At 70.7% G+C, this 12,947-nt stretch carries 11 protein-coding genes; 4 read left to right on the top strand and 7 right to left on the bottom strand.

Going from position 1 to position 12,947, the window contains the following annotated elements; genetic code table 11:
• Positions 1-213: 213 nt before the first annotated feature.
• Complete coding sequence (locus JJQ90_RS13730; RefSeq protein ID WP_329959441.1) at positions 214-909, top strand: recombinase family protein; 696 nt, start codon at positions 214-216, stop codon at positions 907-909.
• A 1,908-nt stretch (positions 910-2,817) separates the two neighbouring features.
• On the opposite strand, the gene JJQ90_RS13725 is transcribed toward JJQ90_RS13730, so the two are convergent.
• Together JJQ90_RS13725 and JJQ90_RS13720 are read right to left on the bottom strand one after the other, a co-directional pair.
• Entirely contained in the window at positions 2,818-3,675 is an 858-nt protein-coding gene (locus tag JJQ90_RS13725) for a hypothetical protein (RefSeq protein WP_216876252.1), read from the bottom strand.
• A 659-nt stretch (positions 3,676-4,334) separates the two neighbouring features.
• Entirely contained in the window at positions 4,335-4,472 is a 138-nt protein-coding gene (locus JJQ90_RS13720) for a hypothetical protein (RefSeq protein WP_216876250.1), read from the bottom strand.
• A gap of 240 nt (positions 4,473-4,712) precedes the next feature.
• Between JJQ90_RS13720 and proB the strand changes: the two genes are divergently transcribed.
• A complete protein-coding gene (gene proB / locus JJQ90_RS13715) occupies positions 4,713-5,834 on the top strand; it encodes a glutamate 5-kinase (RefSeq protein ID WP_230410674.1) in 1,122 nt (373 codons plus the stop codon).
• Positions 5,835-5,950: 116 nt separating this feature from the next.
• On the top strand, positions 5,951-7,930 hold the full coding sequence (locus JJQ90_RS13710) for a methyl-accepting chemotaxis protein (RefSeq protein ID WP_216876246.1): 1,980 nt from the start codon (positions 5,951-5,953) through the stop codon (positions 7,928-7,930).
• A 31-nt stretch (positions 7,931-7,961) separates the two neighbouring features.
• Here JJQ90_RS13710 and JJQ90_RS13705 read toward each other — a convergent pair whose 3' ends face one another.
• The 5 genes from JJQ90_RS13705 to JJQ90_RS13685 all read right to left on the bottom strand — a co-directional run bounded on the left by JJQ90_RS13705 (position 7,962) and on the right by JJQ90_RS13685 (position 12,476).
• Positions 7,962-8,552: an NADPH-dependent FMN reductase gene (locus JJQ90_RS13705; RefSeq protein WP_216876244.1), complete on the bottom strand. Its 591-nt coding sequence runs from the start codon at positions 8,550-8,552 to the stop codon at positions 7,962-7,964.
• Positions 8,553-9,731 carry a cupin domain-containing protein gene (locus JJQ90_RS13700; RefSeq protein ID WP_216876242.1) on the bottom strand — a complete coding sequence of 393 codons (1,179 nt, stop codon included), beginning with the start codon at positions 9,729-9,731 and terminating at the stop codon, positions 8,553-8,555. It lies immediately after the preceding gene.
• Positions 9,732-9,745: 14 nt separating this feature from the next.
• Entirely contained in the window at positions 9,746-10,291 is a 546-nt protein-coding gene (locus JJQ90_RS13695; protein ID WP_216876239.1) for a hypothetical protein, read from the bottom strand.
• Positions 10,292-10,455: 164 nt separating this feature from the next.
• The gene (locus tag JJQ90_RS13690; protein ID WP_216876237.1) at positions 10,456-11,433 is read right to left on the bottom strand and encodes a tripartite tricarboxylate transporter substrate-binding protein; all 978 of its coding nucleotides are present in this window, start codon (positions 11,431-11,433) and stop codon (positions 10,456-10,458) included.
• Between the two features lie 17 nt (positions 11,434-11,450).
• Entirely contained in the window at positions 11,451-12,476 is a 1,026-nt protein-coding gene (locus JJQ90_RS13685) for a Gfo/Idh/MocA family protein (protein ID WP_216876236.1), read from the bottom strand.
• A gap of 189 nt (positions 12,477-12,665) precedes the next feature.
• On the opposite strand from JJQ90_RS13685, the gene JJQ90_RS13680 reads away from it, so the two are divergent.
• A partial coding sequence (locus JJQ90_RS13680; protein WP_216876234.1) for a hypothetical protein occupies positions 12,666-12,947 on the top strand: 282 nt, incomplete at its 3' end.

Here is a 12,947-nt window from a genome sequence, read left to right as displayed (position 1 = left end):
ACCGGCATTCGGGGGCGAGTTTTGTTTTTTTCGACCCCCCGGGGGGGGTGGTCGGTTTGCACCCGGGTTCAACAGCGTGGCCGAGCGTGATGCAGGTGCCGTCCCTTTCGGAGGCGGCTTGACCGCCATCTCCGCAGCCGTTACGTTTCAAGTCAACGGACGATGCTACAGACGTAACGGGCGGGAGATGGGGCGGTGACTGGGCGGAAGTGGGTGGCCTACTACCGGGTCTCGACGGAGCGGCAGGGCCGGAGCGGTCTCGGCCTGGACGCACAGCGCGAGGCCGTCCGGGCGTTCCTCGCGGGCAAGGGCTGGCCCCCGGTCCAGGAGTTCACGGAGGTAGAGTCCGGCAAGCGCGCGGATCGGCCGGAGCTGGCGAAGGCTCTCGCCGCCTGCCGGCTCCACGGCGCTACGCTGGTGGTCGCCAAACTGGACCGGCTCGCGCGCAACACTCGGTTCCTGTTGTCCGTGGTGGAGGGCACCGGGGAAGAGGGCGTGGTCTTCTGCGACCTCCCCTCCATCCCGCCGGGCGCGGTCGGGAAGTTCATGGTCACGCAGATGGCGGCCGTGGCCGAGTTAGAGGCCGCGCTGATTTCCGCCCGGACCAAGGCCGCCCTGGCGGCTGCCAAGGCCCGCGGCGTGACCCTTGGAGGCCGCAGGGAGGGCGCTGGAGACCTTTCCCGGGTGGCGGACAAGGGGAGGGCCGCCAGCGCCACTCTGCGGGCCTCCAAAGCCCGCCAGAGGGCCGCTGACCTGTCCGGTATCATCGCTGACCTTCGGGCCGCCGGCGCCGCGTCCTTGCGCGATCTGGCGGCGGGTCTGAACGCCCGTAGCATCCCGACCCCGCGGGGCGGAGCATGGTCGGCGGTTCAGGTGTCCCGGGTGCTAGAACGGATGGCCGGCGCTTAACCTTCTGACCTGCTACCCTCACGGGGCGAGCGGCCGAGGCTCGCAAGGACCTCGGGGGTCGCCCAGCCCGGAAAGGGCTGTCCCTTCGCGTCGCATTCGTCCAGGACCCGCCGCCGGTAAGCGGTGGTGCTCGCGTTCTGGGCACCGAGTTGGTAGGCGAGCCACGCGACCCCGCCAAGACTGAACAAGACAGTGACCCAGCCCGCCGGCTCCCAATCTTGCCACCCTGCGCGTTGTGCATAGGCCGGCCCAGCGGCAGCGGCCAACGGCAAGGCAAGAATGAGACTACGCACTCCCGGTCTCCGTTTCATTCTCGGCGGGATATGAGGATTACGCTACCGGTAAGTGTAACTGAACTGATCGTGGCCATAGAGTTCCATCGTCTCGACGCCGAAGTTTCTTTTGGGCTCTTCGATGCGCGTTCGGGTCGGATTTCCGTATCGATCCCGGCTCAACACGGTGAACACTTGATGGGGGGTCCACGCGTTCGCCCCTGTCCGGAGGTCGATTCCGTATCGGTCGGCACCCAGCGGTCGGAGTGTGAGTGACGATGGCGGGCCGCCCGCTATGGAGTCCTCACGCCGCGTCACCTGCCCATCCCGGACCTCAACCCGATCTGGCGCCGTAGGACGCAGCCCAGAGGCCGAGGTGGTGATCCCTGTTTGCGGATCATGGGTGATCACGCGGATTGCCCGCTGGCGCAGGAGGGTGCCGTCAGGCGCATAGGTGAACAAAGACGCCGACGAAGGAGATGCCCACTCCACCGCAAACCGATGTTCAATCCGGTTGTCCATGCAACGAAACTGGCGAACCTCGGAGAGCCTGCCTTGACCATCACGAAGCAGGTCCGTCCGCATCAGAAACGGGCGAGACGTGAGGCTGGCCGCCGGCAAGCCTTCGCAGTCTGAAACACTGGTGAGTCTTCCGTCCGCATCGAAGGACTCTACCTTTCGCATCGAGCCGCTACCGGACGCGACGGAAGCGACCGGCCCGCATATGGGCGCCCGTCCCGGCCAACTGAACCGCGAGAAGGCTACCTCTCTTTCGATTGCGACAGCAGCGGTTGGAGCGCCCCCGCGGAGAAAGTTGTAACCGAAACAAGTCCGAACCGGCTCCTGCCGAACGGTCTGTGCCGCTGGTGTCGTGGCGGGTCGCGTGTCGGTGCAGGCAGTAATCAGCGGGAGTAGCAGGGCGAGGGCTGCTGATCGCTTCATTTGTTCTCAACCGGCTTCACTGGAATCAGATTGGCTTTGCCGAACTCGGCGCGGGACGTGCGAGTAGGAGCGTCACTCCTATAGGTCACATGCCTTTTTGACCACGCGGTTGCAACGTCTTGCACCTAGCGCGAGGCTGCCCGGCACGTCCGCAACTCCGGCCAAGGTTCCCTAGGACGGCGTTGCCTCGCGCGGCTTGCGCGACCGAAGCAAGTGTTGCACCGCCTCCGCAGACCACAGAGAGGGGTCAACATTTAGTGCCTCGTCCTGTCCCGGAGGCACAATATGTGGCCCACTGCATTCGCCTGATCCTTCGTCAGGCTACTTGCTGCCACTACACAAAGCCACTACGCTCCTTGTAGTGGCTCCTCGTAAGAGACTGATTTTGCTGTTGATGCCGGAGAGAAGGGAGTGTCCCACCCTCTCCGCCATTCCATCCAGCACAAAAGTATCGGCACCATCAGGTGCAGCGACCGCCGGGAAGAAACCCGGCAGCCGGGCTCATGCGGGGGAGGATCTCAGCTGGGTTCCAGGCGAACCTCCAGCAAAGGCCCTCCGCTCATACCAACGGCGCTGCCGCGTGACCGCTCCGGGCCCACCTCCGTCGTGCTGCAGGCACGCCAAGGACGTGACGGGCCTTCGGCGCGGCGCCCATCCGGGCGCTCGGATCGGTCAGGGGACCGATCCGCTGGCATCAGAAGCCCGCGCATTGCGCCAAAGCGCGCCAGGCCGCACTGGACCCGTTGAGCGGGTAGCGGAGACGCACGCCTCCCGGAAGGCTGACCTCGAACTCCCGCCCATTGGCGAAGGCATCGGAGGAACCAGGCTCGTTGGGCGGATCCATCAGCGTCGCGGACCCATTGCCGTCGGCGATGGCGGTCTGGGTGTATTCCGGACCGCTGCCCCAGGGCAGCACCCGGATCTCGCCGCGCATCCCCGACAAGGCGGCGGCGCCGAATCGCAGGCCGGTATCCGCGATATTCTGGTTACCAGGGCTTGGCTTCCCGGCAAGGAAGGCCAGCGTGCCGCCATCCGGGTAGTGCCGCTCCACTTCGCAGCGCCAGCTTCCCGCGCCCTCCAGCCGCGAAAGGGTCCAGGGTCCCACCGCGCGCGAGGAGACGACGCGCAGTCCCACCGGCGCGGCCCCTGATGCCGGCGCACCGGCAGGCGCGGTCGGGGCGCCCTCCGCCGCAGGCAGGCTCTGGTAGGCGGCAGGCCGTGCGCCAACGGCCCAGGCGCAGACCCGGATCACATTTGGCCGGCCCCAGCAGGCGCCATCGCGCTGCACGTCGGCCACGCCTGGCGGCTCGCCGCTGGCACTGTCCTCATAGGAGGCGCGGCCCAGGCGGCCGTCGGGATCGACCATCACCCGGGCGGTCCGGCTGCCGAGCGTGACGGTGAAGTCACCGCTCGGCTCGGCCTCGAAGTCACAGGTGCCGTTGACGAGGGTGCGGCCCTCGATCTGCACCAGGCAGTCCGCCGGCCGCGCTGCCGCGAGGCCGGGCAGGAGAACGCCCGCGGCCAGCGCGGCGGCAATCCTGATGTGGCTCATGAACATCCTTCCTCGATCTGGTGCCTGATCATCGGGGGCGCGCCTCGCGGAAAAACCGTGGCGCGGCAGAATCGCAGCCTGTGTTCCGCGGCCCGTGGCCCGCCGGCTTCCGGCCGCGTCTGCGGACGCGGCATCGGTGATGCGGCCTGTGCGGCTGGTCCCGACAGGAAGCTGCGTGGCAAGCGGCCCAATGCCCGCGGACCGGTCTCCTGACCGGTCCGAGCGGCCGCCGCGGTCCGAACAGGGAAGCGCCGGCGCGCATCGCCGGGCCTGGGCGCGCGCCGGGGTCGGCAGGCGGCAGGGATGGGAAGGCTGTGCCGCGCGGATGGCGGGCCTGGAGAGGCGGGATGGCAAGGCGCGGTCTCCGACGCAGGCATGCCGGTCTGTGACGAGGGCCCACAGGGGAGCCGCCGCCCGGACGAAACGTGTCAGACGTGCCGGCGCGCATCAACCCAGAATATAAATGTCGTGACGTGATTTTAACCGGACGGAAAACGCCGGACCTCTGCGCAGCTGGCGGCGCGGGGCCGCCTGCCCGCTCGGTCGCGCACTCGCCGGAAAACGGCATGAACGCCGCTCCGAAGATCGTTGCTGGAAAGGACCGATTGCGCGACCGTCGCGGAAAACCCGGCGACGCCATGGAAGCGCGGGCGGATGGGCTAAGCGTCGCGGTCGGTGGACAGGCCGGCATTGAGACCGCCGGGCTGGGTCACGCGATACGCGTTGTCCGAGAGCATCTCGACATACCAGCCGGGCCGAAGCGCCGTCACCGGGCTCTCCTGGGTCGAAAGGTCCATGCCTGGCAGGCCTTGTGGATCGCCAGGATCGTGGCCTCGCCCAGCACGGCTGCGCAGCACGTCCGGCGCGGGGTGCAGGCGCGCTGCGGCGCCGGATCATCTGCTCCGCCGTCACATGTCCGTCCTGCCGCCCCGGCATGGTCAGTCGTCTCGAACAGGGATATGATCCGGCCCGAGGTGACCGGGCAGCAGCGCGGCCGTATCGATGTTGCCACTCCATATCGCCCTGCTCCCGGATTGCTGACCTTGCCCTCCCTCGCCACCGCCCGCCGCATCGTCGTCAAGATCGGCTCCGCCCTTGTCGTGGACAATGCCACCGCCGCGCCGCGCGCCGCCTGGCTGGCGGGCGTCGCGCAGGATGTGGCGGCGCTGCGGGCGCGGGGGGCGGAGGTGATCCTGGTCTCCTCCGGCGCCATCGCGCTGGCCCGCCACGCGCTGGGCCTGACGCGAAAGAAGACGCTGCGGCTGGAGGAGAAGCAGGCCGCCGCCGCCGTGGGCCAGATCCGCCTGGCCGGCGCCTGGGCCGACGCGCTCTCCGCCGTGCAGCTCAATGCCGCGCAGTTGCTGCTGACGCTGGAGGATAGCGAAGACCGCCGCCGCTACCTGAATGCGCGCGCCACGCTGAACACGCTGCTGGCGCTGGGCTGCATCCCCGTCATCAACGAGAACGACACGGTGGCCACCGCCGAGATCCGCTTCGGCGACAATGACCGCCTGGCCGCCCGGGTGGCGGAGATGGTGGAGGCGGATGCGCTGGTGCTGCTGTCGGATATCGATGGCCTCTACACCGCCGACCCGCGCCGCGACCCCGAAGCCGCACATATCCCCGTGGTGGAGCACATCACGGAGGAGATCATGGCCATGGGGGGCGAGCCACCACCCGGCTATTCCTCCGGCGGCATGCGCACCAAGCTGATCGCGGCCCGCATCGCCACGGGCGCCGGCTGCGCCATGGCCATCGCGCTCGGCGCGCGGGACCGGCCCCTGCAGGCGATGGAACAGGGCGCGCCCTGCACCTGGTTCCTGCCCGAGGGGGAGGGCCGTTCCGCCCGCAAGCGCTGGATCGCCGGCAGCCTGGCGCCGCTCGGTGCGCTGGTGGTGGATGCCGGCGCGGCGCGCGCCCTGGCGCGCGGATCCTCGCTGCTGCCCGCCGGCGTGCGGGGCGTGGAGGGCAGCTTCCAGCGCGGCGACCCGGTCAGTGTGCGGGATGAGGCCGGGCGGGTGCTGGCACGCGGCCTGGCCGCCTATGATGCCGCTGACGCCGCCCGCATCGCCGGCCATCGCAGCGAGGAACTGGAAAACATCCTCGGCTGGCGCGGGCGCGACGAGATCATCCACCGGGATGACCTGGTGCTGCTGTAGGGAGCCGGCTGAGGAGGGGGGGCGCTTCACCGCGCGTTAAACGAGATAAGCCAGCATGCGCGCCGGCGACGCCCAGCCTCCCTGCCAGAGGCGTCAAGCCAATCCCGGAGCTCATCATGTCCGCTGCCACAATGCCATCGTCAGAATGGCTCTCCAGCATTCGCACCCGGCTCGTGCTGGGCTTTGGTCTCGTGCTCTGCCTGCTGGCGGGCCTGGCCGCCGTCGCGGTCCGGCAGGTGAACGCCATCAATTCCAGCCTCGCCGTCGTCGCCGACGTGAACAGCGTGAAGCAGCGCTTTGCCATCAATTTCCGCGGCAGCGTGCATGACCGGGCGATCTCCCTGCGCGACGTCGTGCTGGTGCGCATGCCGGCCGAACGCGCGGCGGCGCTGGCGGAAATCCAGCGGCTGGCCGCCGATTACGCGGCCAGCGCCGAGCGGCTCGACGCCATGATGGCGACCGGCGCCGAGGTGACGGAGGCGGAGGTCCGCATCCTCGCCTCGATCAAGCAGACGGAGGCCCGCAGCCTGCCGCTGATCGCGCGCGTGGCCGAGCTGCAGACGACGGGGGATGCCACCGCCGCCCAGGCCCTGCTGCTGGAACAGGCGCGGCCGGCCTTCATCGAATGGCTGGCGCGCATCAATCAGTTCATCGACCTGCAGGAGGCGAAGAACGGCGTCGTCGCGGCGGAAGCGCGCCGCCTGTCCAGCGGATTCCAGACCCTGATGCTCGCGCTGGTGGGCGCCGGCCTCATCCTCGGCATCGGCATCGCCGCCTGGTCGATGCGCGCCATGGCGCCGCTGCGCGCGCTTGCCGCGGTGATGCGCCGCATGGCCGCGGGCGACCTGGCCATGGAAATCCCCGGCCAGAACCGGCGCGACGAAGTCGGCAAGATGGCGGGGGCGGTGATGGTGTTCCGTGCCCAGGGCCAGGAGGCGCAGCGCCTGCGGGCCGAGCAGGAAGCCGGCCGAGAGGCTGCATCGCAGGCCAAGGCGGAATCGCTGCGCAAGATGGCCGATCTGGTGGAGGCCGAGACCCTGAAGGCCATGACCCGCATCGTCGAGCAGGCGAAGGGGCTGGCCGAGGATGCCAGCGCCATGGCCGCCGCGACGGCACGGGTCGATCACAATGCCGGCGCGGTCAGCTCCGCCGCCGATGCCTCCCTGGCCGTGGCCGAGACGGTCGCCCTGGCGGCAGAGGAGTTGACGACCTCCATCCGCAGCATCTCCGGCCAGGTGCGGGAGGCGGCCGAGGTGGGGCGTGCGGCGGCCTCCGACAGCACCAAGACCGAATCGGTGATCCTCGACCTGTCCGGCGCGGTCAGCCAGATCGGCGACGTCACGCGGTTGATCCAGGAAATCGCCGGCAAGACCAACCTGCTGGCGCTGAACGCGACGATCGAGGCGGCGCGGGCCGGCGATGCCGGCAAGGGCTTCGCCGTGGTGGCCGGGGAGGTGAAGGCCCTGGCGACGCAGACCGCCAAGGCGACGCAGGAGATCAGCCAGCACATCCAGTCGGTGAGCCACCGGACCGAGGCGGCGGTGGAGACGGTGCGGCGCATCGCGCAATCCGTCGCACGCATGGATGATCTGGCGGCCACGCTCGCCACCTCGGTCGAGCAGCAGGACGAGGCAACCAGCGCCATCGCCCGCAGTATCGCCGACAGCACCCAGGCGGCACGCGACGTGTCCCGCCGCATCGGCCAGGTGACCACCGACGCGCGCGATGCGGGGGCGCGCGCCGAGCGCAGCCGACAGGAAACGGATGCCCTGGCCGGCGAAGCGCAGGGTCTGACGCATCATGTCGTCCGCATCCTGCGTTCCTCGGTGCCGGAGGTGGACCGGCGCGGGTCGCCGCGCAGGCCGGCGGAGGGCACGGCCACCCTGGTCTTCGGCGGGGTCAGCAGCATCGTGCAGTTGCGGAACATCAGCGAGGGCGGGCTGGCCGTGGAGGGATCCGTCGACGCGGCGATCGGGGCGCACGGCACGGTGCAGATGCCTGGCCAGGCGGCGCGGCAGGTGGAATTGCGCGGGCTGGAAGGCAGCAGGGTACGGCTGGCCTTCCTGGATGCCGGGCGGAGCGCAAAGGCGGCCTGATAGTCGGCGCCCCGGGACCCTTCCCGTGGCGCTATGAGGCCTTCAGCCGGGCGGTCCAGGCGACCAGCCCGGCCAGCACCCTGCCCACCGCCGCACGGCTCGGCTCGTCGACCAGGTTGCTCTCCTCGTCGAACTTGCCGCGCGCGCCGGCGACGAAGGCCTCCGGCCCCGGCATCACCAGCGTGCCGATGGATTGCAGCGACATGCGCAGATGCTGCTGTGCGCGCGCCGTGCCCAGCATGCCGGGCGAGGCGCCGATGATGGCGGTGGGCAGGCCGGCCAGCGGCGTGCGCCGGGTCTCGCCCGCCGTCGCCGTGGTGCCGCCCAGGCCCTCGGCGCGGGACAGCCAGTCGATGGCGTTCTTCAGGGGCGCGGGGATGCCGGCATTGTATTCGGGGCAGGCGATCAGCAGGGCCTCGGCCGGCCAGACCGCGCGGCGCAGGCGCTGCACGGCCTGCGGCCATCCCGGCTTTTCGAGGTCCTCATTCATCAGCGGCAGGTCGCCGATCTCCACCACCTCCAGGCTCGCACCCTCCGGCAGCAGGGTCGCGCAGGCGCGCAGCAGGCCGCGATTATAGCTGGCGGCCCGCAGGCTGCCGCAGATGCCGATGATGCGCGTCACCTAATCCTCCGCAAGCAGCCCCAACCGGCGCAGCTTGCGGCAAAGGCCCAGGCTTTCCAAGCCGAGCTCGGCGGGGGTCGCGCCCTCCGCCAGGCGTTCGACCCAGCCGGCCTCGATGGCATTCAGCGTCACCGGCGCCCCAGCCCAGCGCAGGGAGGCCCCCTCCCCTTCCGGCATCGGCACCAGCGCATGCAGCGCGCCGGGGGCCAGGCGCAGGCGGGTTTCCGGCGTCGGGTCGTGCAGGAACAGGCCACGCGCCAAAAGGGGCGGCTGGTCCGCCGCCAACTGGTCCATCAGCGCCAGCGCCACCCGTTCCAGCGCGGCGGGCTCCGCCAGCTTCGCGGCCACCGGCTGCACCAGCGCGGCGAGGCCGGCGGGGCCATCGGCCAGCCGCCAACTCGGGAAGGTGGCGCGCAAGGCGGGCTCGGTTTCCTCCAGCAGGTCGACGGCCATGCGCAGCACCTGGGCGAAGGAGGGCTCCATGAAGCCCACGGTGATGTGCAGCGAATGCCCGCCATCCTGCGTCGCCGCGTCATGCAGCACGCCGCGCGGCACATACAGCGCATCGCCCGGCCGCAACGTCATCGTCACGGCGTCTTCCAGCGGTTCGATGCCGCCGGGCCAGGGGGTGCGACGGGTCGGGTTGGGGAAGGGCTGGCCGGGCCAGACGCGCCACTCCTTCTCCCCCTCCACCTGAAGCACCAGCACGTCATGCGTGTCGTAATGCATCCGGAAGCCCTGGGCGCCCGGCGGTGTCAGGTAGATGTTCGCCTGCACCGCATGCAGGAACACCTGTTCCAGCCCCCGGCAGAAGCGCGCCAGCGGCGGATGCAACTGGTTGAACTGGGAGACGACGAGCGTCGCGCCGCGGTCGAAGCAGCCATAGAGGCTGGGCAGGTCCGCCCCGCCATCCTCGAAGGCGTAGTCCTCCTCCGGCACCGCGGCGCCACCCTCGCGGCTGCTGTCGGCCATGGAGATGCGCGGCCGCGCCGCCGCGTCGCTGGCCAGGAAGGCATCGAGATCGGCCACGGACAGAAGATGCGCGTAGCGGCCCGGATCGTTGCCGGGGAAGTGGCGCCAGCCCGCTTCCTCCCGCATCGCCAGCCCGTCCTCCATCGGCAGGCTGCCGAAGGCGAGGCGCCAGGCCTCCTCCGCCAGAGTGGGGGCCGATGCGCGCATGATGGACTCCGGTCTCAGTAGCCGCGACGGCCGCGGCCGGGGCCGTCGGAGGGGTCGCTGTCGGTCAGGTTGGTGCGGCCCCGGACGCGGCCACGGCCATAGCCCGGCCCGTCGGAGGGGTCGCTATCCGTCAGCCCGGTGCGGGCGCGGTAGACACGGGCGCCACCCCGGCCACGGCCGGGACCGTCGGAGGGGTCGCTGTCGGTGATGCCGGTGCCGCGATAGCCGCCCCGGCCACGCCCGGGCGGGTCGTTCGGGTCGCTGTCGGAAATGCCGCTGGACCGGCGATAGCCGCCGCGGCCGAAGCCGGGGGAATCATTCGGGTCGCTGTCGGTGACACCGCTGCCGCGATGCCCGCCCCGGCCATTGCCCGGCGCGTCGCTCGGGTCGCTGTCGCTGATGCCGGTGCCACGCCGCACCGCCTGCTGTGGCACATAGACCACGGGGCCCTGCTGCGGCACGCAGGCCGCGGCCGGCAGGACGCCGGCGATAGCCGCCAGGCGCAGCACAAATAGCCGGCGGCGCGTCCGCGGCGGCTTCCCCTCCGACTCTTCGGTCACCGGCTTGCTTCCTCATCCCGTATGGGGGCTGCTTCACCCCATGCCGGGCCAGTCTGGCCCAGTCCGGGATGATGTTACAGGTCACCGGATGAAGAATTTCCAGATATTTCGCCTGAATGGCGGGTTGCGTCGCTTAATTGCGAATCACTCGCAGAAACACGCCTTCAGCCGGGCGGGTTGACGCGCCGTCCGATCTCCTGCGCCAGGCGGGATTGTTCGGTCACGAAGCTGGCGAAGGCGGCCGGCGGCATGGCGATGCCCTGCAGGCCCTGGGTTTCGAACTGCCGCATGACCTCGGGCGCCGCCACCGCCTGGACCACCGCCTGGTGGATGCGGGCCACCACCGCCTCCGGCGCCCCGGCCGGCAGCCAGGTCCCGAACCAGTTCACCACGTTGAATCCGGCCAGCCCGCCTTCCTGCATCGTCGGCACATCCGGCAGACCGGCCCAGCGCCGCGCGCCGGTGATGGCAATGGCGCGCAGCCGGCCGGCGCGCACATGTTCCAGCGCGACATTCGTGCCGACGAAGAACATGTCCACCCGCCCCGCCAGCAGGTCCGCCACGCCTTCCGCCACGCCGCGATAGGGGACGGGCAGGATGTCCGTGCCGGACAGGCTTTTCATCAGCTCCGCCGGGATATGGCTGGCCGTGCCGTTGCCGGCATTCACATAGGTCAGCCGCCCCGGCTCGCGCTTCGCCAGGGCGATGAGTTCCTGGAGATTGTTCGCCTGGACGGAGGGATGCACCACCAGCGCCTGACCGAAATTCTGCACGGCCAGCGTCACATGGGTGAAGTCGCCGATCGGGTCGAAATTGACGTTCGGATTGAAGGGCGGCGTGTTGACGTGCGAGGCCGTGGTGAACAGCCACGTATAGCCATCCGCCGGCTGCCGCGTGACGTAGGAGGTGCCGATCACCCCGCCCGCGCCGGGCCGGTTCTCCACCACCACGGGCTGGCCCAGCGCGGCGGTCAGACCCGGGGCGATCATGCGCAGGATCAGGTCCGGCGGCCCCCCGGGCGGGGAGGGCACGACGACGCGGATCGGCCGGTTCGGGAAATCCCCCGCCGATTGTGCCAAGGCGGGGGTGGCGGCAAGGGCGGCGAGGCCGAGCAGACCCTGGCGACGGGTGAGAACGGGCATGGCGGAAAACCTCCGGTTCAGGACAGGCGCACGGGACCTTGGGACTGGATCGATTCCATGATGGCCGAGAGCAGCGCCACATTGTGCACCGCATCGCCGCCGGGCAGGGCCAGCGGGCGGCGCGCGGCGGCATGCGCCGCGAAATGCTCCAGCTCCGCCTTCTCCGTGCTGGTCTTCGGGAAGGTCATCACCTGCGGCCGCTGCTTCACGGTGATGTTGTCGGGATCGATGCGGCAGACGGTCAGGTCCCAGGTGGTCAGGTGTTCGACATCGCCGACCTCGACCCAGGCCCTGCTGCCGAAGACCTGCAGGCGCCAGGTCTCCGCCGTGGCGATCACGGTGGCGACGGTGCCGCTGGCGCCATTGGCGAAGCGCAGCAGCATCGACGTCGTGTCGTCCATGCCGAAATCCTGCACCAGCCGGAAGCTCTGGGCGGTGACCTGCGCGACCGGCCCGGCGAGGTAGAGCATCGCATCCACCACATGCACGCCGCGCCCGGTCATGCCGCCGGCCGGGCCTTCATTGCGGTCGTGCCGCCAATGGCCCTTGGGGAAGCGATAGGCGCTGGGGCCGCAGAAATTGCCCTCCATATGCAAGACCCGGCCGAGCGTGCCGTCGTCGATCATGCCGCGGATCGCCTGCAAAGCCGGCTGGAACCGCCAGTTGTAGCCAACGCCGAGCGTCACGCCGGCATCCGCGCAGGCCTGGGCGGCGCGCTGGGCGCTGGCGGCATCGACGCCGAGCGGCTTCTCGCTGAACACCGGCTTGCCGGCGCGGGCGGCGGCGATGATCTGGTCGGTGTGCTGGGTATGCGGCGTGGCGAGCACCACCGCGTCGACCTCCGGATCGGCCAGCGCGGCTTCGTAGCTGTCGAGCATGCGCAGGCCGTGGCTGGCGGCGAAATCGGCGGCCTTGGCCGGGGTGCGGGTGGCGGCGGCGGTGAAGCGGATGCCGTCGCCCGGCATCTGGTTGCCCGGCCCCTGCACGCAGCGGACCAGATGCTGGCCCCATGTGCCCAGCCCGATGATGGCGGCGCGGATCATGCCCGGATGCTCTCCCTTGAACCTCGGTTCAAGGCAAGCATGCGGGCGGTATCCCAGCAAGCGGGCGGCGCGGAATCCGCCCGCTCAGCGGAATTCGCGGGCCCGCGGTCAGGGCGCCGCGGGCGGGTCCGCGGGCGTGGCGGGTTCCGGCTGCGCGGTTGCCGGTTGCGCTGGCGGAGCGGGCGCCGGTTGGGCGGGCGCCGGCTGGACGGGCGCCGGCTGGACGGGCGCCGGCTGCGCGGGTGTCGGCTGCGCGGGCGCCGGCTGGACGGGCGCCGGCTGCGCGGGTGTCGGCTGCGCGGGCGCCGGCTGGGCGGGCGCCGGCTGGACGGGCGCCGGCTGCGCGGGTGTCGGCTGCGCGGGTGTCGGCTGCGCGGGCGCCGGCTGGGCGGGCGCCGGCTGGGCGGGCGCCGGCTGGGCGGGCGCCGGCTGGGCGGGCGCCGGCTGGGCGGGCGCCGGCTGGGCGGGCGC

This window comes from Falsiroseomonas oleicola (genome assembly GCF_019029495.1).
Taxonomy (GTDB): Bacteria; Pseudomonadota; Alphaproteobacteria; order Acetobacterales; family Acetobacteraceae; genus Falsiroseomonas; species Falsiroseomonas oleicola.
Note: the sequence above shows the minus strand (reverse complement) of the source record. Positions and strands in the feature narration are given on the sequence as shown.